The 24,931-nt window shown below is 50.2% G+C and carries 23 protein-coding genes; 11 read left to right on the top strand and 12 right to left on the bottom strand.

What is annotated here, in order from left to right:
* Window positions 1–24: 24 nt before the first annotated feature.
* Window positions 25–1,533, bottom strand: a complete 1,509-nt coding sequence (locus IRJ17_RS27655; protein ID WP_242772566.1) for an ABC transporter permease — start codon at window positions 1,531–1,533, stop codon at window positions 25–27.
* A gap of 15 nt (window positions 1,534–1,548) precedes the next feature.
* Complete coding sequence (locus IRJ17_RS27650; protein WP_423751947.1) at window positions 1,549–3,003, bottom strand: ABC transporter permease; 1,455 nt, start codon at window positions 3,001–3,003, stop codon at window positions 1,549–1,551.
* A 101-nt stretch (window positions 3,004–3,104) separates the two neighbouring features.
* Here IRJ17_RS27650 and IRJ17_RS27645 point away from each other — a divergent pair, with 101 nt between their 5' ends.
* Both IRJ17_RS27645 and IRJ17_RS27640 read left to right on the top strand, forming a co-directional pair.
* Complete coding sequence (locus IRJ17_RS27645; RefSeq protein ID WP_242772563.1) at window positions 3,105–4,844, top strand: ABC transporter ATP-binding protein; 1,740 nt, start codon at window positions 3,105–3,107, stop codon at window positions 4,842–4,844.
* A gap of 232 nt (window positions 4,845–5,076) precedes the next feature.
* Complete coding sequence (locus tag IRJ17_RS27640; protein ID WP_423751973.1) at window positions 5,077–5,211, top strand: hypothetical protein; 135 nt, start codon at window positions 5,077–5,079, stop codon at window positions 5,209–5,211.
* A gap of 129 nt (window positions 5,212–5,340) precedes the next feature.
* On the opposite strand, the gene IRJ17_RS27635 is transcribed toward IRJ17_RS27640, so the two are convergent.
* Window positions 5,341–5,886, bottom strand: a complete 546-nt coding sequence (locus tag IRJ17_RS27635; RefSeq protein ID WP_242772560.1) for a TetR/AcrR family transcriptional regulator — start codon at window positions 5,884–5,886, stop codon at window positions 5,341–5,343.
* Between the two features lie 253 nt (window positions 5,887–6,139).
* Here IRJ17_RS27635 and IRJ17_RS27630 point away from each other — a divergent pair, with 253 nt between their 5' ends.
* Both IRJ17_RS27630 and IRJ17_RS27625 read left to right on the top strand, forming a co-directional pair.
* On the top strand, window positions 6,140–7,039 hold the full coding sequence (locus tag IRJ17_RS27630) for an alpha/beta hydrolase (RefSeq protein WP_173597092.1): 900 nt from the start codon (window positions 6,140–6,142) through the stop codon (window positions 7,037–7,039).
* A gap of 190 nt (window positions 7,040–7,229) precedes the next feature.
* The gene (locus IRJ17_RS27625) at window positions 7,230–9,179 is read left to right on the top strand and encodes an AraC family transcriptional regulator (protein WP_122966187.1); all 1,950 of its coding nucleotides are present in this window, start codon (window positions 7,230–7,232) and stop codon (window positions 9,177–9,179) included.
* A 167-nt stretch (window positions 9,180–9,346) separates the two neighbouring features.
* Here IRJ17_RS27625 and IRJ17_RS27620 read toward each other — a convergent pair whose 3' ends face one another.
* From IRJ17_RS27620 to IRJ17_RS27610, 3 genes are read right to left on the bottom strand one after another with little or no spacing between them, the layout of a single operon-like run.
* Window positions 9,347–9,769, bottom strand: a complete 423-nt coding sequence (locus IRJ17_RS27620) for a hypothetical protein (protein WP_173597090.1) — start codon at window positions 9,767–9,769, stop codon at window positions 9,347–9,349.
* Window positions 9,770–9,791: 22 nt separating this feature from the next.
* Window positions 9,792–12,119 (bottom strand): ABC transporter permease, encoded by a 2,328-nt coding sequence (locus tag IRJ17_RS27615; protein ID WP_370641097.1) that lies wholly within the window; start codon window positions 12,117–12,119, stop codon window positions 9,792–9,794.
* Window positions 12,119–12,823: an ABC transporter ATP-binding protein gene (locus tag IRJ17_RS27610; RefSeq protein WP_122966186.1), complete on the bottom strand. Its 705-nt coding sequence runs from the start codon at window positions 12,821–12,823 to the stop codon at window positions 12,119–12,121. Before IRJ17_RS27610 ends, IRJ17_RS27615 begins: the two co-directional genes overlap by 1 nt.
* A gap of 266 nt (window positions 12,824–13,089) precedes the next feature.
* On the opposite strand from IRJ17_RS27610, the gene IRJ17_RS27605 reads away from it, so the two are divergent.
* Window positions 13,090–13,662 (top strand): MOSC domain-containing protein, encoded by a 573-nt coding sequence (locus IRJ17_RS27605; RefSeq protein WP_122966185.1) that lies wholly within the window; start codon window positions 13,090–13,092, stop codon window positions 13,660–13,662.
* Between the two features lie 173 nt (window positions 13,663–13,835).
* On the opposite strand, the gene IRJ17_RS27600 is transcribed toward IRJ17_RS27605, so the two are convergent.
* From IRJ17_RS27600 to rlmD, 3 genes are all read right to left on the bottom strand, one after another.
* Complete coding sequence (locus tag IRJ17_RS27600) at window positions 13,836–14,201, bottom strand: DUF6713 family protein (RefSeq protein WP_122966184.1); 366 nt, start codon at window positions 14,199–14,201, stop codon at window positions 13,836–13,838.
* Between the two features lie 246 nt (window positions 14,202–14,447).
* Window positions 14,448–15,155, bottom strand: a complete 708-nt coding sequence (locus IRJ17_RS27595; protein ID WP_242775343.1) for a DNA alkylation repair protein — start codon at window positions 15,153–15,155, stop codon at window positions 14,448–14,450.
* A gap of 38 nt (window positions 15,156–15,193) precedes the next feature.
* Window positions 15,194–16,582 (bottom strand): 23S rRNA (uracil(1939)-C(5))-methyltransferase RlmD, encoded by a 1,389-nt coding sequence (gene rlmD, locus IRJ17_RS27590; protein ID WP_242772557.1) that lies wholly within the window; start codon window positions 16,580–16,582, stop codon window positions 15,194–15,196.
* A gap of 174 nt (window positions 16,583–16,756) precedes the next feature.
* Between rlmD and IRJ17_RS27585 the strand changes: the two genes are divergently transcribed.
* The 3 genes from IRJ17_RS27585 (at window position 16,757) to yhfH (ending at window position 19,210) form a co-directional block, all read left to right on the top strand.
* Entirely contained in the window at window positions 16,757–17,098 is a 342-nt protein-coding gene (locus IRJ17_RS27585; RefSeq protein ID WP_063228784.1) for a hypothetical protein, read from the top strand.
* A gap of 519 nt (window positions 17,099–17,617) precedes the next feature.
* Window positions 17,618–18,865: a threonine ammonia-lyase IlvA gene (gene ilvA, locus IRJ17_RS27580; protein WP_122966169.1), complete on the top strand. Its 1,248-nt coding sequence runs from the start codon at window positions 17,618–17,620 to the stop codon at window positions 18,863–18,865.
* Between the two features lie 183 nt (window positions 18,866–19,048).
* Window positions 19,049–19,210 carry a protein YhfH gene (gene yhfH / locus IRJ17_RS28225; protein ID WP_083955695.1) on the top strand — a complete coding sequence of 54 codons (162 nt, stop codon included), beginning with the start codon at window positions 19,049–19,051 and terminating at the stop codon, window positions 19,208–19,210.
* 241 nt (window positions 19,211–19,451) lie between these two features.
* Here the strand turns inward: yhfH and IRJ17_RS27575 are convergent, their stop codons facing one another.
* Window positions 19,452–19,757 carry a hypothetical protein gene (locus tag IRJ17_RS27575; protein WP_173597086.1) on the bottom strand — a complete coding sequence of 102 codons (306 nt, stop codon included), beginning with the start codon at window positions 19,755–19,757 and terminating at the stop codon, window positions 19,452–19,454.
* Between the two features lie 170 nt (window positions 19,758–19,927).
* Here IRJ17_RS27575 and IRJ17_RS27570 point away from each other — a divergent pair, with 170 nt between their 5' ends.
* The 3 genes from IRJ17_RS27570 (at window position 19,928) to IRJ17_RS27560 (ending at window position 22,592) form a co-directional block, all read left to right on the top strand.
* Window positions 19,928–20,491, top strand: a complete 564-nt coding sequence (locus IRJ17_RS27570; RefSeq protein ID WP_173597085.1) for a hypothetical protein — start codon at window positions 19,928–19,930, stop codon at window positions 20,489–20,491.
* Between the two features lie 80 nt (window positions 20,492–20,571).
* A complete protein-coding gene (locus IRJ17_RS27565; protein WP_242772554.1) occupies window positions 20,572–21,135 on the top strand; it encodes a biotin transporter BioY in 564 nt (187 codons plus the stop codon).
* A 113-nt stretch (window positions 21,136–21,248) separates the two neighbouring features.
* Window positions 21,249–22,592: a cytochrome P450 gene (locus tag IRJ17_RS27560; protein WP_242772551.1), complete on the top strand. Its 1,344-nt coding sequence runs from the start codon at window positions 21,249–21,251 to the stop codon at window positions 22,590–22,592.
* Window positions 22,593–22,746: 154 nt separating this feature from the next.
* Here the strand turns inward: IRJ17_RS27560 and IRJ17_RS27555 are convergent, their stop codons facing one another.
* Both IRJ17_RS27555 and IRJ17_RS27550 read right to left on the bottom strand, forming a co-directional pair.
* Window positions 22,747–24,111 carry a sensor histidine kinase gene (locus tag IRJ17_RS27555; RefSeq protein ID WP_242772549.1) on the bottom strand — a complete coding sequence of 455 codons (1,365 nt, stop codon included), beginning with the start codon at window positions 24,109–24,111 and terminating at the stop codon, window positions 22,747–22,749.
* Window positions 24,112–24,831 (bottom strand): response regulator transcription factor, encoded by a 720-nt coding sequence (locus IRJ17_RS27550; RefSeq protein ID WP_173597083.1) that lies wholly within the window; start codon window positions 24,829–24,831, stop codon window positions 24,112–24,114. It lies immediately after the preceding gene.
* Window positions 24,832–24,931 lie beyond the last annotated feature (100 nt).

The following is a 24,931-nucleotide window of genomic DNA, read 5'->3' as shown; positions in this document are numbered from 1 at the left end:
AACCAAACGGAAGCGGTGCTGCAGCTAGTCGGTCTTGGGGTCGAGCGCATCCCGGAATCCGTCTCCGAGAAAGTTGAAAGACAAGACCAGAAGCATAATGGCAAGCCCCGGATAAATCGCCAGGTAGGGATGAGACTCCAGATAGGCACTGCCCAGCTTCAAAATGTTCCCCCACTCCGGAATGTGCGGCTCCACGCCAAGCCCCAAAAAGCTCAGGCTGCTGGTGGAAATGACGGCGCTGCCGATCGTCAGCGTCGATTTGACGATCATCGGCGCAAGCGAATTGGGAACGATGTGCTTGAAAATGATGGACATGTTCGACGCGCCGAATGCCCGCGCAGCTTCCACGAACTCAAAGGTAGAGACTTGGAGGACGTTGGCGCGCATGGTGCGGGCGTAGACCGGAATCGTCCCTGCGCTCAGCGCCAAAATCAGGTTGACCGTATTCGCGCCGAACGCAGCGATAATCGCAATCGCCAAAAGAATCACGGGAATGGCGTACAAAATATCCAGAAACCGCATGATGACGTTGTCCGTGCGTCGGCCGTAATAGCCGGAAATCGCGCCGAGAATGCCGCCGATTACCAGCGGAATGACGGTCGAAGCGACCCCGACAATCAACGAAATCCGGGCGCCGAAGACAATTCTGGAAAACAGGCAGCGGCCGAAGTTGTCTGTTCCGAGCGGATAGGCCAGGCTGGGGGATTGCAGGATCGCCCCGTAATTGTTCTGCACGGCTACGTTGTAGCTGAACGTAAAGGAACTGCAAATGGACAAGGAAAACAAAAAGATGACGAAAAACAGGCCGAGCATCGATGTTGTATGACGGGTGAGCCGTTCCCAGACGTCCTCCCACTTCGCTACGGCGAGGCTGTTGCTCTGGCGAATTTTTGTGAGCAGATTCAGTCCCAACAGCAGCGCAAACAGATTGCCCGTGACGGCGGTCAAAATAAGCGGGTAAGCGAGAAACTTCATCCAGGAAGGAACGTGATGTTCACTTCCGTATTTCGCAACGAGCCAGAAAACGACCAAATCAAACAGGAAGATCGCGAGCAGAAGGAACATGGCAGCCAAAAACGTATTGGCGACATACGGCTTGAACAAATTCAACGCAGAGACGGCAATCACGGCCAACTGCGTAAGCACCATGTACACCGCAAAAGTGTAGTCGGATTTCTTGTGTTTTTTAATGAGAGTGAATGCAGATGTAACTACAAACAAATTTCCGGTCAAAATGCTGAGCAACTGCACATATCCGCAAGCTCTCGTGGAGTTTTTGATCTGTCCGTCGACCAAGATGTCTCTTTTGATCATGGCGGTAAGGATGATTTGGAAGACGGTAAAAAGGGCGTAAGCCGAAAAAGCCGTGAACACGTAGGGCTGGACGGCCCCGTTGGCAAAATCGTAGCTGTTCACTAACAGGATGACAGACAAGCTCAGGGAGAGAATCCAGGCAAAGCCGGCCTGGTTGTACTCCAGGGAGTCTTTTAGCTTGTACTGGTTTTTTTGTTTACGATCATACGTCGTTGTCATGTAATAACACCTGCTTTAGTCTTGTTTCATCCTCGACCGGATTCTGGGATCGAAAAAGGCGTATAAAATGTCCACGACAACGTTGGCTAGTGAAATGACGATCGCTGTATACACCACACCGCCGATGATGCCGGGAATATCGGGGATGAACTGGACGTCCACGATATAGCTGCCGATCCCGTTAATGTTGAACACTTTTTCCGTTACAGAGGAGCCGCCCATCATCGCGCCAAACTGCAAGCCGATGACCGTGATGATCGGAATGAGGGCATTTCGCACGGCATGCCCGAGCAGTAGTTGTCTCTGGCTCAAGCCTTTTGCCCGGGCGGTCAGCATGTAGTCCTCATGTATCACTTCCAGGGTGGAAGAGCGCGTCATTCTGGCAATGGACGCCGTCAAGCTCGTTCCCAGTACAACGACTGGCATGAGGATCGAGAGCCAGTTCTGGGGACTATAGCTTGCCGGCAGCCAATGGAGCTTGATCGAGAACGTCAAAATGAACACAAGCCCTTGCCAGAAGCTCGGAATCGACAAGCCGATCAAGGCGATAAACATGAAGGCATAATCGAAAAAAGAATTGCGTTTGACAGCGGAAATGATTCCGAGCGGCAAGGCGATTGCTACTGCCAGCAGCAACGAGGTGACTGTCAGCGTAAGCGTGATCGGGAGTTTTCTGCCGATGGTTTCCGTAATCTCCTCGTTGCCTACGAAAGAGTTGCCCAGATCGAAAGTGAAAATTCCTTGGATGTTGTTCCACAGCTGAACGAGATAAGGCTGATCAAGCCCATATCTGTGATTGAACGCCGCAATCTGCTCGGCTGTAGCCGTCTCGCCCAAAATACTGGCGGCCGGGTTGAGCGGCGAGAGATACAAAATCGTAAATACGGTAACAGCTACGCCCAAAATGACGAACACGCTCATGACGAGCCGCTCAAATATGTATTTGAGATACGGATTGCTATAGAGCAACAGCAGCACATACATGAGTATTCCGGGAAGCAGTGATACAGCCAAAAACAGCGGGCTTTCCAGGAGGGATTGGAACGTGCCGGCAAAGCTCGGTCTTTTTTGATCGGCTTGCTGAAGCAGTTGCTCCGTTCGCTCCTTGAGTGCTGCTTGAAATTCCGCTTCCACTGCCTTTTCGACTTGGCTGTCCAGTTTTTGCGGACTGACTTGCTGCCCGAAAAAAACGTGCTTTCGCAGCAGTTGTTCCTTGATCTCCGCTCTCAGCTCGTCCTTGTAATGGGCAGCCGTCAGCTCGCGATTGGCTTTTTCCAGTTCGGACGAGTACAAACCCGTTTTTCTTCTGTATAAATAGACAAGCCATACAGCAAGCGTAACGGGAGCGCCTAGTAGCAAAAGTAGCAGGCGATAGGGCGGGTAGCGAAACATTTTGTTGCAGGTTGTGCTGAAGATGGGTGCTATAGCTGGCGCTGGCGTGTCACCATTTCGCGTTACTTCTGTCCTCACACTCTGATATTCCTCCGTTCGTTTTAAATTGAATAATTCCGATAAGTTTAGTATATTTTATGGTAGCGAGAATTTATAGTCAATAGCAGGTGAGAGAAAATATGGAATCTATTTTACAAGTAAACAATTTATCCGTATCGTTCCAATCCCGCGGTGAAGAGATTCGGGCAGTGCGCGGCGTAAGCTTTGAGGTGAGGAAAGGAGAAACGTTGGGAATCGTAGGGGAATCAGGCAGCGGCAAGAGTGTGACGGCCCGCTCCATCATGCGTCTGCTGCCTTCGCCGCCTTCTTTTATGAAGGAAGGAGAGATCGTTTTTTTGGGCGAAAACCTTGCGCACAAGACAGAACAGGAGATGGAAAGCATTCGCGGCAAGGAGATCGGCATGATTTTTCAGGACCCGATGACTTCTCTTAATCCTACTGTTAAAGTCGGGATTCAAATAGCGGAGGGCATCATCAAGCATCAGAAGCTGCCGAAAAAAGAGGCGGAAAAGCAAGCCGTGGAAATGCTGAAGCTGGTCGGCATCCGCAACAGTGAAGCCCGCTATCATCAATACCCGCACGAGTTTTCCGGCGGCATGCGCCAGCGGGTGATGATTGCGATTGCTCTGGCTTGCCACCCCACCTTGCTGATCGCGGATGAGCCTACGACAGCGCTTGATGTCACGATCCAGGCGCAAATCCTGACCCTGATGAAAAACATGCAGAGCAAGCTCGGCACTTCCATTATCATCATCACGCATGACCTTGGCGTCGTAGCGGGCATGTGCGACCGTGTTGCCGTCATGAAGGACGGGGAAATTGTCGAGACGGGAACGACGGAAGAGATTTTTGCCAATCCGAAGCATCCGTATACGTTGAAGTTGTTAAACGCGCTTCCGCGTCTGGACGAGAAGAAGAAAGCGAAGCCTGCCCCGCTCATTTTGACCAGACCGGACAACGATCGGCCGTTTATCGAAGTCCGGTCGCTCAAAAAGCATTTTGACATGGGGAAAGGAAATATCTTGAAAGCGGTTGACGGGGTCAGCTTTCAGATTAACAAAGGGGAGACATTGGGCGTTGTAGGCGAATCCGGCTGCGGCAAATCAACGACAGGCCGTACGATTTTGCGTTTGCACGAGCCGAGCGGCGGCGATGTGTTGTACGAGGGAATGTCGGTGAACCGCTTGTCAGCCAAAGAGATGAAAAGCATGCGCCGCTACATGCAAATGATTTTTCAAGATCCGTATGCTTCGCTGAATCCCCGGTTGAAGATTTTGGACATTATCGGTGAAGCGCTCGACGTTCAAAAGCTGGCAGGCAGCCAGCAGGAACGGAAAAAGCGGGTGGAGGAGCTGCTTGATATGGTGGGGCTTGAACCTGCTTTTGCCCAGCGGTATCCGCACGAGTTCTCGGGCGGGCAGCGACAGCGAATCGGCATCGCCCGTGCGCTCGCTGTCGATCCGCAATTTATCGTTTGCGACGAGCCTCTGTCTGCTCTCGACGTCTCGATTCAGGCACAAGTCGTCAAGCTGCTGGAGGAACTGCAGCACCGTCTCGGCCTGACGTATTTGTTCATCGCCCATGATCTCTCGATGGTCAAGCATATCAGCGACCGCGTAGCCGTCATGTATGCGGGGAAAATTATCGAGCTGGCGGAAAGCGAAGAGTTGTATTCGAATCCGCAGCATGAATATACGAAGACTTTGTTGGCGGCGATTCCGATTCCCGATCCGCAGGTTGAGGCGAAGAAGAAGAGAGTGTTGGTGGAAGAGCAGGCGGGAGTGGACAAGTACAACCTGGAGCATTCCGAGCTTGTCGAAGTATCGAAAGGGCATTGGGTTGCGGTTCCAACCAGGTAGGGCGGGAGTGCTGCTCTCTTTTGGCAATGGGGGAATGCGGGCAGATGGTTCCCCTCCAGCATACATGGATGGATTGATTTCGCGGTGCCTCGTGTCTTTGCACAGCAGATTTCAGATGGCTTCGCTCCATGTTAAAATATACCTGTATTTCCATATCGCTTTTCGTTCTAGCCTTTCATTTCGTGACTAGCCACTCATGGATGAGGAGCGAAACAAGGGAGGTTGGATTACGGTGGAGTTTCTGTCATTGACGAAACATAACATAGAGTCTGAACACGTCTGCTGTGCATTTGGTGCCAAACAATACGAGAAGGCAGTTGCGGAAAAAAAGGACTGGCTGGATGAGCTTCACGTCAGCCGCAATTGAGTTTGGCAGAGAAAAAGGGAAAGGCAGGAGGGGGCTTCTGCTTTTCCCTTTTTCTTATAGCTGCAAAGGGCAAGAGTGGATACGGACGACCTGCGCAGGAGCCAGCAGCAACATTTTCAAGTCGCTTCCTCACAAATTCCGCTCCAACAATCTCCCCATTTGTTCAGCCAAAACCTTTTGCGAGACAGGCCGATTATTTGCAAACCACCATTCCACCAGCCCGACCAGGGCGGAAGCTACAAACTGAATGATCACTCCTTGATCAAACCCCTGATTTTTCCCCTCGGCTACATTCACTTCTTTTTTTACTTCATCAATGAGATAGTCCAGAAATCGCGTGCGGAAATAAGGTGCTCCTTTACTGGTGAGCATCAGCGAAAAGAAAGCGTAATGTTCTTCAAAGTATCTGCTCCAGATTTCGGTGGCTTCGATAAACTCCAGTTCGGAAGAAGATTCGCACAGTGTCCGGAGCTGTTCGATGTGGGCCTCGATCAGCTTGTCCAGCAAGTCGTACTTGTCCATGTAGTGCAGGTAGATCGTGCCCCGGCTTACGTTGGCTTTGTCGGAAATGTCCTGAATGGTAATGGCATCGAAACTTTTTTCCGCCATCAGCTCAATGACCGCTTTTTTTACGGCTTCTTGTGTTTTGAGGATGCGTCTATCCACCTTCGCCATGAGTTGTCACCCATCTTTCTATCGATCATGTACAAATGATATCGATTTGTTCATTACTAAACAAACGGCAGGAATCTAACAATTGTAGATTTGCTAGACATATTTATAATAATAGACATATGTTTAATAATATATCAACGTTTATTATCTTTTGCCGCACGAAAGTTACTGACGGAAGGAAGGGCGCTGGAAGAGCTTGACTGTATTCAAATAAAAACCTTCTATAATAGACGAACGATAAGGAGACTTCGACATGAAAACATCGATCACTTTTAAAAATGGTCTTTTGCATATGGCAGGCGATCTGTACTTGCCAACCGATTTTGACGAAGCGAAAAAGTATGCTGCGGTCGTGACTGTGCATCCAGGCGGAGGCGTCAAGGAACAAACGGCTGGCCTGTATGCACAAAAGCTTGCCGAGCAAGGATATGTTGCACTGGCATTTGATGCGTCTTATCAAGGGGAAAGCGGTGGCGAGCCGCGCCTGTTGGAAGATCCTTTTGCCAGAGTGGAGGATGTTCGCAGCGCGGTAGATTATTTGACCACGCTCCCGTTTGTCGATGCGGAAAAAATCGGGGCGCTTGGCATCTGCGCAGGCGGCGGTTATGCCGTAGCGGCGGCGCAAACAGAACGCCGGATCAAAGCGGTGACGACGGTCAGTGCGGTCGATATCGGTGCGATGTTCCGCGGGGAAGACAGTGCCGCGGTATTGCAAACACTCGAAGCAGTAGGAAAACAGCGCACGGCAGAAGCAACAGGCACCGAAGCGATGTTTTTGCACTGGGCGCCGAACTCGCTTGAAGAAAGAGCGCAAGCAACTTCCGTGCTCATGCAGGAAGCTTACGACTACTACCGGACTCCTCGTGCGCAACACCCAAATTCTACAAACCGCTTCCTGTTCAGCAGTCTCGACAAGCTCATGGCGTTCTCGGCAACGACCAATATCGGCACCTTTTTGACGCAGCCGCTCCTGTTGATTGCAGGAAGCGAAGCAGATACGCGCAGCTACAGCGAGCAATTTTTCGCTTTGTCGAATGGGCCGAAAGAACTCTTTTGGGTAGACGGCGCAACACATATCGCGATGTACGACATTCCTGAGTATGTGGCGCAAGCGGTAACGAAATTGACGGCGTTCTTTGGTGAAAATCTGTAAGGCTATAAGTATGCATGCAGAAAAAGGCTAAGCCCCCGCTTCCAACGGTGCTTGGCCTGTTCTTTGTGTTGGGCGATGCGAGCAGCCAATCAGCCGCTGTTACAATCAATTGGACAGCGCTGGCTAAGGTCTAGTAGACTAAGAAGCAAAACAGACAGAAACACGAGTGGACTTGAGGGGAGGGGCCTTGGTGGATATAGACGAGCATTTGCGGCTATGGGATCACGCTACTGTCAAAATACTGGATGTCCGGCAGGTGATGCTGGACCCGCACGAGAAGCGATCTGCCTACAGGCTGCCCGCCAGCTTTTTTCTCCTGGTCACTCGTGGACGCGCCTATGCAGCCGTGGACGGGGTTTTGCAAATGTTTGCACCGTTCAAGGTTGTGCACGGTGGCAAAGGGACACAACTGGAGATCGTCCAGACGCTTGAGGCACTGGAATACTATCTGATTTGCTACAAGGCGACAATGCCGCTCTCCTGCAAAAGCGAGCTGCTTCAGGCATTGGAACAACATCGGCCTTTTCATGCCCCATTTGCCATGGAGCCGCGTTCCCCTCTCGCGTTGCTTGATATCGTTCAAAATATGCAGGGACTTGTCGGGCAAGAGGGCCAATGGGAAAAATTGCGGATCAAGTCGTTGTTCTATCAATTTCTGTTGGAAGTATACGGACAACTGCGGGACGATCACAACCGAGTCACGACAACCGATCCCGTCACACAAGCCATGACGTATATGAAAACGCATTTTGCCCAACCGATCACAGTCGAGTTTCTGGCAGACATGTTCGGTTTGAGTCCTGGATACATGGCAAGACGCTTCAAAAGTCGCACAGGAACAAGCGTCATCGAATACGTGATTCAGATTCGCATTCAGCAAGCGAAAACATGGCTTTCGCAAACAGACGCTTCCTTGCAAGAAATTTCCTCGCGGATCGGGTACGAGGATGTGTATTATTTCAGCCGTTTGTTCAAAAAACGCACAGGACTGTCGCCAATCGAATTTAAAATGTCCCAACGTCAGCATAATCCATCTGCAAGGTCAGAATCGTCTATTGTCCCACTTTCGGCTCACTGGTATATTGATGATGTTAATAACGAGAATCATTATCATTATCTTGTGAAAAGAAAGGACCCTTCCTCCATGTACAAAATGACGAGATCTTCCTTGCCTTTAACCGGACTGTTGAGCCTGCTGCTGTTCCTGTCCGCGTGCTCGGGCGGGGCAAGCCTGAATGCCCAGCCTGTCAGCAGTCAAAACGCGAGCAGTGCAGAGGCGCAGACAAAATCGGCAGAGCAGGCGGTGGCGCAAACGAAAACGGTCAGCACGATTTTCGGAGACGTAGTGATTCCCGCCAAGGCGAACCGAATTGTCACGAACAATTTGTTGTCGTCGATTTTAGCTGTGGGAGTAACACCAGTCGGCGCACTAAAGCCTTACATTGACAACCCGTTCATCTCCCAGGATGTGGCTGGTGTCGAAAGCATCGGTGAGGAATGGACGGTATCGCTGGAAAAAGTCGTTGCTTTGTCTCCCGACCTGATTATTATTGATACGAACGACAAGAGCGAATACGAGAAGTACGCGAAAATTGCCCCTACCGTTGCCGTTCCGTTCGGGACGTTCAAAAACGATCATGAGGAAGTCCGCTATTACGGCAAGCTGTTGGGGCGTGAAGCCGAGGCGGAAGCGTGGCTGGCCGAATACGACCGCCGGGCAGAAGCAGCGAAAAAGAAAGTCGAGGGGCTGTTCCCCGCCGGAGAGACTTTTGCGCTCATGCGCTGGGAATCCGACTTCCGCATTCTCGGCAACAGATGGGGCAGGGGTGGACAGGCGATCTACGATATTTTGCAGTTGAACCCGCCACCGATCGTGAAGCAGGAGCTGTGGGGCGACACCCAGCAACTGTCCATCTCCGAGGAAGTGCTGGACAAATACGCTGGCGACCACATTTTTATCGTCAGTGGCAAAGACAACCGCCAGTTTGAATCGAACCCGATGTGGAAGCAGTTGAAAGCGGTCAAAGAAGGCAAGGTCTACTGGTTCGAATCGGAGCGCTACTCCTATTGGGACCCGATCACGACGATTGCCCAAGCCGAAGAAATCGCGGATATGCTGGTGGCGAAGTATCGGAAGTGATGGGGGATCGAGAAGCCCAAGCAGGGGATCATGCTTGGGCTTTTTTCTGTGAGAAATATCTGGTATTTTTCATGAAATTGGATGTGACGGCTTGCGGTCAACCAAAAACGGTTATGACTGTTTGGGAATAGCTTGGTTAAACTCGGACGCTCCCGGCAAAGTATCTTCTAGGACTGTTGCAGGCCAGCCAGCGAAAGATCGCCGTACATATCTACTGTCCAAATATCATTGTGATCCGCCCGCTGTTTTAAGCTGACGCTATATAACCAGCCGTCTTTCGTGATGACTAAAATATGACGCTGATTTTCGCTTTTGCTTATAGTTTGAAATGACTCCATTTCTTTTTGAAAATACTCAGAGATAAAAGTGCGCAATACTTTTTTGTAGTCTTTGCGATCGGGATCGTTTTCAAGGCTTTTCAGCTTGGTTGTGTCAAATTCTTCGACAGAATTAAAGTCATGAATCAACTGGAACCGCTCGACCAGCTGGTCCCGATCTACAATATGAACAGGCGAGGTGGGATTCGTATTTTCTTTTGGTTCGCATCCAATCAAGAGTAACAAAATCAGACAATAACTTGCTAATTTCATCTCAACGACCCCCTTTTCTTTTTTACTCCACACTCTTCAACGACCCGATCATATCAATCCTGCCAACCTTCCGTTTCAGCAGCAAGTTAGACAAAAGCGTGAGCAAAAACGCAAGCGCAACAGAAGCGACTAGCACAAATACATTCAATTGATCAGGAATCTGTTGATGGCTGCTGGACAGTGCCTTCACGATCATCCGATAAACATAGCCGCTGAGCGGCAGAGCGACAATGACCGCAAAGGCGGTCAGGATCATGTTTTCCCAAAAGATCAGCCGGTTGATTTTATGTTTCGGATAGCCCAATACTTTCAAGGTCGCAAGCTCGCGGTTCCGTTCGTAAATGTTGATGGAGGATATGGTGTAAATGGCGCCAAAAGACAGGATGATCGCGCAAACGATAAACAGGATAAAGACAAAACTGTTTTGTTGCAAAATATATTGTGCCGATTTCTTCAGATCGTTTTTATCCGCAATCGCATCTACCCGATGATCCTGTTCAAAAAAGGTGCGAACCGTTGCCAGGTTTGTCGGGCTGGCTCCTTCCACCAAAAGCGTGCTCGGATTGTAATCTATGCCAAAGCTCTGCAAATAGGCTGGCGTGCTGTAAAACGCCGGATTCGAATACTGTGTTGATACATGTAAAACCTTCATATCTACCCACATTTTTTTCAACTCGGGTGCGGTGAATTGCACTTGGATGGTATCGCCTTCGGAAATACGGTATTTGTCCGCGTACGATTTGGGTACGAGAACGCCGTGATCTTCCAGAGAAATTTTATTCCCTTTTTCGTCGAAGAAATGAAGCAGGCTGTTACTCTTTTCCGTAACAACGAAAGTGGCATTTTCTGTTTCAGTGCCTTTTCTAAACGCAACAGGAAAAGTTGCCAAAAAATAGCCGTTTTTGCTGCCAGGAGGCAACTTTAGCTGATCAAGGGATGTGCCTTTTGCAAAATCTACGCGCAAGTCGTACGTGTAAACCTCTTCGATTTGGCTCGCTACTTGCAGCAAAGCTGTCTGCGTGCCGAAAGCAGCGATCAGTAACACCGTGCTGATCACAACGCCAATCGAGCTTGCCAAAGCCTTTTGCTTGTTTAAAAATATATTTCGCAAAATGAGCTTGTAGCTGTAGGACAGCCGATTCCAAACACCCGGGAATCTTTCTATCCACAGTTGTTGCATCGTTTTGGGCGGTTTGGGACGCATGGCTTCGGCTACACGTTCTTTTAAAATGCTTCTGCCACTCAAATAACAGGACAACATGCCAAAAACACTGGAAAAGAGGAGGGGCGGGAGGACAGAAAAAACAGACATGGAGTAGGTGATACCAGGCAGAGAGTAGGCTCGCGCGCTCGAAGCAGTTACTAAGGGAACGAAAACAATAGCGGCAACGACGCAACCGATGATGGAACCTGCGATAGCGACCAGGACGGGATACCCCATGTAATGAAGCATGATCGTTCTTGTCGGGACACCCAAGGCTTTCATAATGCCAACTTGATTTCTTTGCGAATCAACCAGTCTCGACATGGTCAGAAAAAGAATAATAGCTTCAATCAAAAACAGTACAAAAGGGATAACTTTGCTCATCAAGTTGTTGTTGTGAATCGTCTGATTAATTTTTGAGTAGCTGAAAGTCCGCTCTTTACTGATTTGATCCACATAAGCAAGGGGATTGGACTGCGCTTCAATAGACTTGCCCAAGCTGTCGATATCGTAGCCATCCTGCGCATCGATTATCACCTCATTGTAAGAAAAGCCGCCTGCGATTTCGGGTATCGTCGCTTCGGCAATATAGCCGATTCCGTACGCTTGGTGATCTTGAATGTCGTTCTTTTTCGCATGCTCGACGTTCTCGCCCAAGCCGCTGATGGTAAAGCTCACACTTTTTTCGTTCGCACGTAGATGGATTTGCTCACCGATCTGCAGCTGATTTTCTTTGGCGTAATGGGAGTCTAGCATGATTTCATTCTTTTTGTCCGGGATATGCCCTGCAATCAAAGTGGGCGTGTTTATTTCATTTCGCACAGGGATGGAGTGAATTTTTAGCGAGGTGTTATGACCTGCAATCACTTGTGTGGCGTCAAAGGTGTAGCGTCCTTCGATTTTCTTGATTCCGGCAATGCTGCTTAAATCGGCCAACTCGTCTTTGGAGATTTGTTTGTACGACACATATAAATCGCTTACATGATGTTCTTTGAAATAGCTGTTCACAAAAGCGCTCAGATTATCGCTGTACGTGGTCAGCCCCGCATAGAAAAAAGCTCCAACCGCTACGACCAAGATCAAGGCGATAAATTGACCGATGGATTGCCTGATATCCCTTGTTAGCTTCCAAAATAATTTCATCATCACCACTCGATCCCTTCAACGCTTTGTTTGCGATGATTAACGGTCACGCTCTCGATCATTCCGCTTTTTACCTTGATGATTTTATCGGCCATCGGCGCGATTGCAGAATTATGCGTGACCAGCACGACGCACTTTTTGGTTTCCTGGTTCAAATTTTGCAGGAGTTTCAGGACGGATTTGCCCGTCTCATAGTCCAAAGCCCCAGTCGGTTCATCGCAGAGCAGCAGCAGCGGGTTTTTCGCAACAGCCCTGGCAATGGCAACTCTTTGCTGTTCGCCGCCAGAGAGCTGGGAAGGGAAGTTTTTGAGCCGATGGCCTAATCCGACCAGTTGCAAAATGTCTTTGGCCTTCAGATGGTTTTTGCATACTTCCGTGGCAAATTCAACGTTTTCCAACGCAGTTAAGTTGGGGATCAGGTTGTAAAATTGAAACACAAAGCCAACTTTTTCAGCCCGGTACTGCGTTAGTTTTGTCTCGTCGAATCTCGTAATTTCTTGGTTGCCGACAAACACCTGGCCAGAAGTAGCGGTATCCATGCCGCCAAGTATGTTCAAAATCGTGCTTTTTCCCGCGCCACTTGCCCCTAGAACCACGACAAATTCGCCTTCCGCGATGGAAAAATCAACCCCGTTTAGCGCCTTGATCGGGACTTCGCCGATTTTGTATTCTTTTGTGACGGCTTTGAATTGGATTAGCTGTTTCATTGAGTGCCCTCCATGAATAATGCATATGAATCCATAATATACCAATTTGTTGGAGGGACATCCTGCACCCGATGTAATTTTGTATCAGTCTTAGGGAGGAGTATCGTTTCACGATTATGCTTTTTCTTCCTAAAAAAGGAGCCATTCATGATACACTGTGAGGAATGGGGCGAAACAGGGGTTAGCCAGAAGACTGTGGGGGAAATATTCAAACATTTGCGGCAAGCATTCGGAGCATAATCGCCGATCACTGAGAGGAGAATTGTATGAAAACATACGCAGCATCAGTTGAAGCTATACTTATCGCTGACAATCCCGAGACTTTCGTCACACGCCGTATCCCCGAGACAAAGCTGGAGTTCGGAGGCATACCGGGTGACCGACATTTTGGCGTGACTTTCGGAGCAGACTCCCGTCAGACGATGTATCCGCGTGGAACCGAAATCTTGAACCGTCGCCAAATCACGGTGGTGTCCCAAGAGGATTGCGCCATCATCGCCGAAAACTTGAAAGTTCCGTTTGTTTTGCCCGAGTGGCTGGGGGCTAATCTTTTGATAAGCGGATTTCCTGATTTGACAAGCCTGACGATGGGCTCGCGAATCCTGCTGCCGAGTGGAGCGGGTCTTATTTGTATGGGAGAAAATCTTCCCTGTGTCCATCCCGGAGAAGAAATTCAAAAAAATTACGATGCAGAGGCACACCCAAAATTGGCCGGACGCTTTGTAAAAGCGGCATTCAAGCGCAGAGGGATTGTTTGTGCCGTCGAATGTCCCGGCACGATCAAGCTGGGGGACCAGGCTCAGATTCTCGTGAATAACCTTGCCAATCCGATGCAATAAATCATGTTGCTGCGCTGGCGAATGTTCATGAAGTAACGAAAAAGGTGGTTAAACCCGAGAAGCTTCAAGAGGTTTAGCCACCTTTCTGGTTTGTATTTTTCACCGCAAACTGACAGACTCTGCAGGTGTTGAGGGCGTATGCGCGACTTGACGTGACGGATGGCGCGGTAAGGTCAAAACAGCATTAACCCGAGCAGATGCAAGACTCCCAATACGCCCATTGGATAAATGAGCAATCTTGAATACGTGTTCGTAAAGTTATTGTTCGGATGCTTCTCAAAGAAATAGTGGATGATCGAGTGAAAAATGAGAAACACATCTATGATGATGAAGGAAACGATTTGTTGACTGATAAACGAATACAATAAGATGGCATACAGGGGAAGATGGAGGATGGTAAATACTTTGAAGGCGCGGCCATCGTCCATATCTTTCAGGATGGCGAACATTTTCCATTCTTTGGCCCTGATTGCGTCCATCTCGTGCAAGAGCAGGAGAGAGAAATTGATGGAGAAGATTACGAGCAAGACCGATGACAAAATGGCCACCCTCTTTCATTGCTGATTACCTACATTAAATCATGTTGAAATCTGCCAAACAAATGAAAGAATGGTGAATGTTGTGTTGGAGGAAACTCGGGGTCAGCGCCAAGAACTTGATTCACATGCAAAAGAAAAAGGTTAAACTCCCGTCGAATCAAAGGGGTTTAGCCTTTTAGCTTATTTCAAAGTCTACAACGTCACAGACTCCACATGTATCGTATGACGAGTGCAGCACGCCAGAGTTTAACACCTTACATGCTTGCGCTTGAAACCAAGCTGTCCTTTATCTACTGCTTTTTGAATATTTTCGAAAGCGTGTATGAGCTTGCTTTTGTTTTTGTCCCGTTTGACTTCTACCGGGCCTACTGCCTTGGCAGTCTCGACAGCCTTATCATGGAGCGGCACATAAGATACAGCCACCGTGTACATAAAGTTGTTCATCGCGTATTTCGCTCGTTCGGGAGCAGCATGAATCGTGCGTTGCACCAGATCAAGCATACTGGAAATTTTGTCCACAGAGAACTCACGATCCGGACGATTCCCCAACAGCCAGCAGTAGCAGCTCCAACCCGCCGACATTCGCAACTCTTCGTTGCTTGCGATCCATTTATCGGCAACCTTTTGGGCAATATCTGATTCCGCTAAAGTTACGGCAACCACATAATCGGACAGCATGTAAAAATAAGCCGCATCCATCCAACGTTCATAATCCGCTTCCGTCATCGCATGAGGGTCTGCAATGATGCCAGCAAAGTACATAGCGTCGTAGTTCCCTGTTGCATAAAGCTCCTCGGCCAGAGGCTGATTGATCTTTGTTTTCTTGAAGATGGGCTTCATCGCGCCTGTCGCCACGCCAAAAAGCGGTTCATGCGCGCCGTTGGAAATGTACATCTTCTTGAGTCGTTCTTTACCGAGAGCCTCAAGCTCCTGCATCACCATATCGGCATTCATTGTCTGACACACCCTTTCTGCAGCGGATTTGCCCGGTTTCATTGCATTTTGATTGTCAACAGCGACACCGACTCCACATGCGCCGTATGCGGAAACATATCCACCGGCTGCACGCTTTTCAACTCATACCGCTGCATCAGCTTCGCAATGTCCTTCGCCAGCGTCGATGGGTTGCAGGACACGTACACGATCTTCTTCGGCCGCACGTCCAGCAAAGAGCGGATCAGCGCGTCATCCAGCCCGGTTCGGGGCGGGTCGACTACGACGACGTCCGGGCGCGTGCCTTGCTTGGCCCATTTCGGCATGAGCACCTCGGCGCGGCCTACGTGGAAGCTTGCGTTCGTGGCCTGGTTGCGCACGGCGTTGCGGTTGGCGTCTTCTACGGCTTCCGGGATCAGCTCGATGCCGCGCACCTCGCGCGCGTGCGGGGCGAGCCAGAGGCCGATCGTTCCGGTGCCGCAGTACAGATCGAGCACCAGTTCCTTGCCCGTCAAGGCAGCCGCCTTTTTGACCTGGTCGTACAGCTTTTGCGTCTGCTCCGGATTCAGTTGGAAAAAGGCGCGGGCGGACAAGTCAAACGACAGTTCCCCGAGCTTTTCCGCGATAGAAGGTCTGCCCCACAGGGAGAGCGTCTGGTCGCCGAAGACAAGCGATGTTTTTTGCGCGTTCACGTTTTGCGCGATGCTGACCAGCTCGGGCAGGCGGGTGCGCAGCTCCAGGAGCAGCTCTTTGACGCGGGGAATTTCTTTTGTGGCCGTTACGAGCGTCAACTGCGTCTCGCCTGTGGCAAAAGCGACCCTCGCCACGAGCGTGCGGATGACGCCTGTTCGCTTTCTTTCGTCGTACACAGGGATGCCCAGCTCTTCGATGATTTTTTTAGCGACTTGCACGATCTTCGTCGTCGCCTCATGTTGCACCTGGCAGCCTTCCAGATCGACGAGCTTGTGGCTGCCTGTCTGGTACAGTCCGGCGATGAGCTTCCCGTTTTGCTTGCCGACCTGGAATTGTGCCTTGTTGCGGTACGACCACGGATTGTCCATCCCGATAGTCGGGGCGACAGGCGGTTCAGGCAGGCGGGCGTACTTGCGCAGCGACTCGATGACGATTTCCTGCTTGCTTGCAAGCTGTGCCGCATAGTCCAGATGCTGCAAGCTGCATCCGCCGCATTCCTTGTACACCGGACAGGGGGGAGTGGCGCGATCTTTTGATTTTTCCACCACGCGAAGCAGCCGGGCTGTCGCGAATTTTTCCCGCGCTTCCGTCACTTCTGCATGCACGACCTCTCCTGGGAGCGCTCCTTCTACGAATACGATCTTTCTTTTGAAATAACCGATTCCTTCGCCGTTGATCCCCAGGCTTTTTATGGTGAGCGTCATTTGCTGGCCGACGCGTATGCTTGTTTCTTGTTCCTTTTTCGATGTAGTCATTTTGTTCTCCTCAGGGCATTTCAGTATCTCCTCATTATAGTCCATTCCCGGACTTGTTGCATGGGGAGGGCGCAGATCGGATCTGCCGATATGTTCACAAATAATGGCAACTTCCTGTGCAGGCTTGTTTTTGTTATAATGGGGCGGAGAATACTGAGGGAGTTGTGACGCTAGATGCAAGAGCTATTCGACAAAATGAAAGAGTATCTCAACATGGATACCGAGATTTCCTTCGATGAGTTTGACGGGTACTACAAACAAGTAGTCGCGTTTTTGAACGACAACTGGAAAGAGTTGAACGAGGAAGATAGCATGCGCATGCTGTTTATCTTGGACAATCTCAAATCGAACGGTGAAGATCGCTCCAAGCGCAAAGTGAAGGAAGCGAAAAAATACGCAAAAATGGCGCAACGCACAGAAATCTGGGCAAATGCACTGATTGGACGCCTGCGTGAAGCTGGCTTGACTGATGAAGAAATCGGCAAGCGCTACGAAGCGATTTACGAAGCGGTATAAATTTGCGACCCACCAAAAAGAAGGAGAGAGCCACTCGCAAGCGGGCTTTCTCCTTCTTTTTGCATGCAACCAGACCAAATGGAATATCGGTTTTGTTTGACAAGAAAACAGACTCGCATTATAATTTGTAACTAATAATTTGAATAGTTTGTTATCAGTTGCGTAGAAAAGGAAGAGTAGGAGCAGAGAGCAGCGTGCAGAGAGCCGTTCCCCGTGCTGAAAGAACGGACGCCCAGCCTGTTTTGAAAATCACCTTGGAGCAGTGCCCTAGAACGCAGTCGCAAAAAGCTGCAAGTAGAGGACAACGGATTCGTCTCCGTTACCCGGACGGGGGTTCCCATCGTGGAACTTCTATTAAGTCTGTTTTTCGTGAGGAAGACAGAGAAGCTGAGTGGTACCGCGATGCCTTCGCCTCAGCCAGCCGTGCGCATTTAAGCGACGCTGGCGAGGTGAAGGCTTTTCTTTTGACTGGGCAAGTGAAAAAAGAGACAACCAACGTTTGGGAGGAGCAAGAGAGATATGTCTATAGTGAGAGTGGAAGAGATTGTGGTTGCCAACCACGGGTTAAAAGATGTTGTCGAGAAGACGCCGCTGCAAAAAAATAATGTCCTATCTGAGCGCTATGGCTGCAATGTGTATTTGAAGCGGGAGGATTTGCAGGTCGTCCGTTCTTTTAAAATTCGTGGAGCCTACCATTTTATGCGGAGCTTGTCTTTGCAGGAGCGGGAGCGCGGCGTTGTATGCGCGAGTGCGGGCAACCACGCGCAAGGGGTAGCTTACTCTTGCCAGCATCTGCAAATCCTCGGCACGATTTTTATGCCGACAACAACGCCGCGGCAAAAAGTGTCCCAGGTCAAACGGTTCGGCGGCTCCTACGTGGAGGTTGTGCTGATCGGGGATACATTTGACGACTCGTTCGCAGAAGCGATGAAATATTGCATTCAGGAAGACCGGACGTTTGTCCATCCGTTTGACGATCCGCTGGTAGTGGCTGGACAAGGAACAGTGGGGCTGGAGATCATGAACGATTTGGAAGAGCCTGCGGATTTTGTGTTCATGAGCATCGGTGGCGGTGGTCTGGCTGCCGGGGTAGGCACATATGTAAAAGGAATCAGCCCGAATACGCAAATCATCGGAGTGGAGCCTGCGGGAGCGGCGTCGATGAAAGCGGCGTTGGAGCGAGATGACGTCGTGACGCTCGATGAAATCGACAAGTTCGTGGATGGAGCCGCAGTCAAGCAGGTGGGACAACTGACTATGAGCATTTGCCGCGATGTGTTGAATGATGTTGTGCTGGTGCCGGAGGGCAAAGTATGCACGACGATTTTGGAGTTGTATAACAGCAGTGCGATCGTGGTAGAGCCTGCCGGTGCCTTGTCGATTGCCGCCCTTGATTACTACCGGGACCAAATCAGGGGGAAAAATGTGGTCTGTATCATTAGCGGAGGAAACAACGACATCGACCGGATGCAGGAGATCAAAGAGCGTTCTTTGCTGCATGAGGGGCTGAAGCATTATTTCGTCATTAATTTCCCGCAGCGCGCCGGAGCTTTGCGCGAGTTTATGGAAAAGGTGCTCGGCCCGCACGATGACATCACGCGCTTTGAGTACACGAAGAAGAACAACAAGGATAACGGCCCGGCGCTCGTCGGGATTGAAATGAAGTGCCAGGAGGACTACCAGCCTCTGATCAGCCGGATGAAACAACACGGCATCCGCTATGTGGAGATTACCAACGATCCGTATTTGTTCAACCTGTTGATCTAAGGCGATTGTGTTACAACAGAAGCTGAATTTGCAAAAATGTATGAATACAGCGAAAAATGAAGCAAGCGGGAGCATTTGCGCGAGAGATGAAGATAAAGTGTCATAATGTATTATAACAAACTTTTATAAAACAGGTGCTGTTGTAATACAATACAGATAACAACACACGGGGGGTTAAAAATTATGACGCCAATCACTTCTTTTTACCGAAATCTCGAGGCAAAATGCTGCGCTGCTTGCGGCCAAACCATCAACGAACAGGCTGAATCGTACGCAAACGAGTGCTTCACTTGCCAAGAAGAGGCATCCTTCGATGCTTACAAGCACTACCACCAAAAACGGTAAGCAGATGAATACAGGATAGAACAGGTATACCACGAGGCGGCAGCCAGGGAGGTATACCTTTTTCTTTTCAAGAAAGCTTTTTGTCTCGATTGTCATTAAATTCCTCTTAATCAAAGGCAAGTAAAGGACAGGCAGGACTGCTCAGGCAATGGTTTTTTCCTGCCTGCCACTCCACTCCCAACGTTTCGATAAAATTACATACAAAAAAACCGCTGCTCTCCTGGCAGCGGCGCTTTGCCGTTCAGTGCGATTTGGGCGAGGTGCTGGCGGCCTGTTCCTTGACGTAGTCGATCAGGCCCAGTTGAAAGCCCTCCTGTGTCAAAAGGCGCTGGGCTTCGTAAGTGCTGGCATAATAGGCTTGGACGTGCGGATCGTTCTCCAGCACACGGCGGCAAGCCTCGTCGCTGGCAAGCTCTCTGTACCAATCAGTTGTTTTGATTTGGGCGACCAGCTCGTCATAGGCCGGCTCGGGCTTTTTCCAAGGGTTTAATCTGTGAAAGAGTTCACCGAAAATCGCAACGACGACTAAAATTCCAATGAGAAACATGTGGGTCACCTCTGACGTTGGTTCCTTTCCATGGTAACATTCCCGGGTTGCTTTTCGCTATGGGGAAGTCGTCTCTCGCTTGCAAAAGCGCAAGAAAGCAGGCATGCTAGATACGAAGAGCTGTTCGAGGATATATCAATCAAGTCAGGAAAAGGAAAGGAGGATGCTTCGTGTTTCATCCACTCATCTTTGACAACATCCGGGTGGTACTGGAAGGAGCGGTGTACGACCGCGATTTTGACGGAGCGATCACCATTACCGGACGATCAGATGTCATGGATATGGCTACTTTCCAGCGGCTGTTCCAGATTGAGTTCAAGCTGGCCGAACAGGCGGCAGGCGAAAAAGCCGTGCGGGCGCAAATGCAGTTGCGCACGAGCCTCGGCGACATCGCCTCGGAACAGCTGGAACAGCCGCTCGTGGAGCATGTCGGCTGCACGATCTGCATTCATTTTCATTTGCAGCTGCCAAATCCGGACGACATCCCGAGCGAAGCGAACAAAATCACCACGCTGCTCAATGAAATCTGGGGTCAGCGCCCCTACATTACGCAAACACTGTCCGCCAAACTGCCGGAGCATCGGATCGAATGGCCGCCAACGGTAGTAACGAACCACATCACCCTGGATTTTCACCGCAAGATCGACGAAGGCAACATTGACGACCTGCGCGAGCTGATCGAGCACACGATTCAATCGCTTGCGGGTCTGCAACGACATGTCGATCAAACATAGGGGATTTACATTTTTCTTCGTGCGTATTATCATTTTGTTAACCTTATTATATTTTTAGTTAACATTGGAGGATACTACGCATGAGAAACGAACGTTTGAGATGGCTCCTGTTGTCCGCCATTTTTGCTGCTGTCACAGCGGTGCTGTCGCAGGTGACGATTCCTTTGCCGCTCATTCCGATCACGGCACAGACGCTGGCTGTCGGTTTGACGGCGACGATTCTGGGCAGCCGCTACGGCACACTTGCGCTTTTGATTTACGTACTGCTCGGAGCAGTCGGCCTGCCTGTCTTTACGGAAGCGAGCGGTGGCGTGCAAGTATTGGTCGGCAAGACTGGCGGATACATTTTCGGATTCATCGCGACTGCTTTTGTGACGGGCTGGTATTTGGAAAAGATGGGCTTCACTCTGAAAAGTGCCGTTATTGCCAACGTGATCGGCATGTTCGTGACACTCGCTTTTGGAACCGTCCAGCTCAAGTTCGTTCTGGATATCCCTTGGGACAAAGCGGTTGCGTTCGGCGCTACGCCGTTTTTGGTTGTAGGCGTGATCAAAGCTGTACTCGCCGCCGTGATCGGGATCAAGGTGCGGGAGCGGCTGATCGCTTTTCGTCTGCTGCGTACGGAGCAGCCTGTTGCACGCTAATAGCTATACCTGATTTGCCACCTGATTGCTTCGGGTGGCTTTTTTTCGCATAAACTCCTTTTCGTGCCGGGATACTATCCATAACCTAGCCAAAGCATATGAGGGGGATTCAGATGGGTGTGACAATCACAGGACCAAGAGGTTTGCCGATTTCCGGGAACTTGCTCGCTTTTCGCAAAAACCCGCTCCAGTTTATCCGTGAAGCAGTCGCCGAGCATGGCGAGGTCGTTCATTTTCGCTTTGGTCCGAAGCGCCATGTTTACTTGCTGACCAATCCCGATCAGATCAAAGAAGTGCTCGTTACCAAGCAAGATCACTTCAAGAAGGGCAAAGGCTTGCAGATCGCCAAAGCCGTAGTGGGCGACGGGATTTTGACCAGCGAAGGCAAAAAGCATTTGCGGCAAAGGCGCCTGATGCAGCCGGCTTTTCATCGGGAGCGCATCGCCGGATACGGTCAGGTGATGGTGAGACATGCGGTCGAGCTGATGGACGATTGGAAGATGGGAGAAGTCCGCGACATTCACAACGACATGATGAAAGTAACGTTGGCGATCATTACGGAGACGATGTTTGGCAAAAGCATCAAGGAGGGCGCTGACAAAATTGGCCATGCTATCGACGTCGGACTGAAATATGTGGCGAATAAAGCCGCTTCCTTTATCGACATTCCGCTGTCGGTTCCGACAAGAAGCAATCGACAATTTTTGGAATCGAATGAGACGCTTGACGAAGCGATCTATTCTTTGATCGAATCAAGGCGAAAAAATCCGGAAGCTCAGCAAGACGATTTGTTGGGAATGCTGCTCGCTGCGAGGGACGAGGACGACGGTCAAGGAATGACGGACGAGCAAGTCAGAGACGAAGTCATGACGATTTTCGTGGCAGGTCACGAGACGACTGCCAACACGATGTCGTGGGTGTTTTATTTGCTCGCTACGCATCCGCACGTCGAGCAGAAGCTGCATGAAGAACTGGCAACCGTGCTGGAAGGCAGACTGCCTACAGTGGAGGATTTGCCCAAACTGACCTATACGAGCCTTATCGTTTCGGAAACATTGAGACTGTATCCAGCCGCCTGGACGATCAATCGGGAAGTTGTCGAAGAAGTGACGATCGGGGAACACACCTATCAGCCGGGGGAGACGCTGATGATGAGCCAGTTTGTCATGCACCGTCTGGAACGGTATTACGACAAGCCGGATGAGTTTATCCCGGAGCGGTTCGCCAGCGACTTGCTGAAACGCAACCCTGCGTATGCCTACTTTCCGTTTGGGGGCGGGCCAAGGGTTTGTATCGGAAACAACTTCGCCCTGATGGAAGCGGCATTGTTGCTTGCGACGATTGCGCAGCGATATCGCTTGCGGCTTGCCGAGCCTGGACAGGTAGTGGAGCCAGAGCCGCTGGTTACGCTGCGTCCGAAAAACGGACTGCCCATGCGCCTGGAAAAACGGGATTAAGGCAAAAAAAAGAGGCATCTTTTCACTACGGTTTCGCCGTGATGTGTCAGATACCGAACTGGGGGTTATTTATCACTGAAAGCAACATGCTTACAAGAAATACTTTAACAGAGAAATATAAAGAATAAATTAACTGACAATAAATCTAAATAAACTATCCGTGGAAAAAGGGAATGGTGAAAGAGAAGCTGCTTCCTATTCCCTGTTCGCTGTTTACCGTGAGTTCTCCGCCATGGCGGCGCACGATGCTCTGGCAGATCGTCAGTCCGAGCCCTGTGCCGCCGTTGTTGCGGTTGCGGGATTTCTCCGCGCGGTAAAACTTGTTGAAGACTTTCGGCAAATCTTCGGCAGCAATTCCTTCGCCTTTGTCGATTACGGAGAACAGCACGTGACCTTCCCTCTGATCGCATGTAATCAAAATCGAGCCATTCGGTTTGTTGTAGTGAATCGCATTGTTGATCAAGTTTTCCATGACGCGGCGCAGCTTGGTTTCATCGGCCTCGATGTGCAGCTCATTGGAGACGCGCAGTTTCCATTGAAAAGTCAATCCGGCTTCTTTCACCCGCGCCAGGTAGTCCTCGATAATTCCCTTCAAAAAGCCTTTTACGTGAATGCGGCTAATGTTGAGCCGCACCTCTGTGCTTTGCACGGTAAAGTCTTGCAGCTCGTCCAGCAGCTTTTCCAGATCGCTCGTCTTGACTTCGATCTTGCCCATTTGCTTCTGGATGCGCATCAAATCCGTGACGCGGCCAGAGCCGATATAGGAGGCGTACCCTTTGATCGTAGTCAGCGGCGTGCGGAAATCGTGGGCGATCGAAGCGATCATCTCCGATTGCCGTTCTTCGGAAAAACGCAGCTCATCGACCATGTCGCCAAAGTAGCGAAACAGCTGTCCGAACTCGTCATGGGAGCGATACGTAAACGTCACCAGCCGCTTGCCTTCGCGAATTTCCTGCGTGACACGGGCCAGTTCGCTAACCGGACGCAAAATCCAGCGGACGAACAGAGTGAGCAACAGCAAGCCGACCAGCACGAGGCTTCCGTAAATAAACCAGAGCATCATCGAGACTCCGGTTGTGCCCATAATGTCGTAATCGTCCGTGTAGAAATAGATGACAATCTCGCCTTCACGGGGAGGCTCTTGCTGAAAATGGTATTCTGCCACGACTTTCAGGTCGCTTTTCGTGGTGGAAGGGAGGGACAGCTTCAAGGAGTAGGCTTTTGACGGCCTGTGGTAAATCGTGTTGCCGCTCGCGTCCTTCACGACCATCCGGTACATGACGTCTTCTGGCAACTGCTTCTCCAGCTCCTGGCGCTCGATCGGGTCCTTGAAGTTGCTGGAGCGCAGCAGTTGGTTGACCCGGACCTTTTCTGCCGCATCCTTTTCTGCCTGGTACTGGTTGTGACGGTCGTTTTTCAACTGGTCGATGATGATGTCCTGAAAAACGAACTTGAACAGCAAGATGTTGAGCGTAATCAACGCGATAAAAGAAAGAAACAGTTTTTTGCGGAGGCTCATCTAAAGCTTCTCCCCGATGAATACGTAGCCCGTCCCCCACTGAGTTTTGATGAATTGCCGCTCTGTTTCCAGCTTCTCGCGCAAGTTTTTGATGTGTACCGTCACCGTATTGAGCGAGCCGTAGCCATAGCCCCAGACGCGGTCGTAAATTTGTTCCCGCGTGAAGACGATACCCGCATTTTCAGCGAGAAAAGTCAGCAGTTGAAACTCTTTCGTGGACAACTCGATCTTTTGGTTGTTGACGTAGACGGAATACGTTTCTTTATGGATTTCCAAATCCTTGAACTTCAAAACCGTGATCGGGGAACCGGAGGCGTCTTTTTCCGGCTGCTCCTCGGTATGCTTGCGGATGCGCTCGTAGCGGCGCAGATGGGCGCGTATGCGGGCGAGCAGTTCTTCCGTGTCAAACGGCTTCGTAATGTAATCATCGGCCCCGATTTCAAAACCGACTACTTTGTCTACGGCCTTGCTTTTGGCGCTGAGAAACAAAATAGGCAAGTCCCATTCGCGACGGATTTGCGAGCACAGCTCGTAGCCGCTCATGTTAGGCATCATGATATCGAGCAGAATGAGATTAGGCCGCTCTCCCTGGCTGAGCAGGGCAAGTGCATCCTCGCCATTTTCCGCAGAGGAGACCTGAAAGCCTTCGTTTTCCAAAATATCTTCAAGCAGTTCAATAATCTCCTGATTGTCGTCAACGATTAAAATGTGATCTTTCACCGGAATTACCCCCAGTTACTTCTATTAATAAGTGGACAAGTGTCATGGCAAAAAAAGAATCAGCCTTGTCTGTCTATCATAACATGCTTTCACAGAATAG

It is taken from the genome of Brevibacillus parabrevis (assembly GCF_022701015.1).
GTDB classification, from domain to species: domain Bacteria; phylum Bacillota; class Bacilli; order Brevibacillales; family Brevibacillaceae; genus Brevibacillus; species Brevibacillus parabrevis.
Note: the sequence above shows the minus strand (reverse complement) of the source record. Positions and strands in the feature narration are given on the sequence as shown.

Coding starts and splice junctions, on each gene's coding strand:
- rlmD (WP_242772557.1), bottom strand. CDS start 16,582: ATGACTACATCGAAAAAGGAACAAGAAACAAGCATACGCGTCGGCCAG.
- IRJ17_RS27620 (WP_173597090.1), bottom strand. CDS start 9,769: ATGAAATTAGCAAGTTATTGTCTGATTTTGTTACTCTTGATTGGATGC.
- IRJ17_RS27595 (WP_242775343.1), bottom strand. CDS start 15,155: ATGAATGCCGATATGGTGATGCAGGAGCTTGAGGCTCTCGGTAAAGAA.
- IRJ17_RS27610 (WP_122966186.1), bottom strand. CDS start 12,823: ATGAAACAGCTAATCCAATTCAAAGCCGTCACAAAAGAATACAAAATC.
- IRJ17_RS27560 (WP_242772551.1), top strand. CDS start 21,249: ATGGGTGTGACAATCACAGGACCAAGAGGTTTGCCGATTTCCGGGAAC.
- IRJ17_RS27575 (WP_173597086.1), bottom strand. CDS start 19,757: ATGTTTCTCATTGGAATTTTAGTCGTCGTTGCGATTTTCGGTGAACTC.
- IRJ17_RS27565 (WP_242772554.1), top strand. CDS start 20,572: ATGAGAAACGAACGTTTGAGATGGCTCCTGTTGTCCGCCATTTTTGCT.
- IRJ17_RS27645 (WP_242772563.1), top strand. CDS start 3,105: ATGGAATCTATTTTACAAGTAAACAATTTATCCGTATCGTTCCAATCC.
- IRJ17_RS27630 (WP_173597092.1), top strand. CDS start 6,140: ATGAAAACATCGATCACTTTTAAAAATGGTCTTTTGCATATGGCAGGC.
- IRJ17_RS27605 (WP_122966185.1), top strand. CDS start 13,090: ATGAAAACATACGCAGCATCAGTTGAAGCTATACTTATCGCTGACAAT.
- yhfH (WP_083955695.1), top strand. CDS start 19,049: ATGACGCCAATCACTTCTTTTTACCGAAATCTCGAGGCAAAATGCTGC.
- IRJ17_RS27635 (WP_242772560.1), bottom strand. CDS start 5,886: ATGGCGAAGGTGGATAGACGCATCCTCAAAACACAAGAAGCCGTAAAA.
- IRJ17_RS27655 (WP_242772566.1), bottom strand. CDS start 1,533: ATGACAACGACGTATGATCGTAAACAAAAAAACCAGTACAAGCTAAAA.
- IRJ17_RS27555 (WP_242772549.1), bottom strand. CDS start 24,111: ATGAGCCTCCGCAAAAAACTGTTTCTTTCTTTTATCGCGTTGATTACG.
- ilvA (WP_122966169.1), top strand. CDS start 17,618: ATGTCTATAGTGAGAGTGGAAGAGATTGTGGTTGCCAACCACGGGTTA.
- IRJ17_RS27615 (WP_370641097.1), bottom strand. CDS start 12,119: ATGATGAAATTATTTTGGAAGCTAACAAGGGATATCAGGCAATCCATC.
- IRJ17_RS27585 (WP_063228784.1), top strand. CDS start 16,757: ATGCAAGAGCTATTCGACAAAATGAAAGAGTATCTCAACATGGATACC.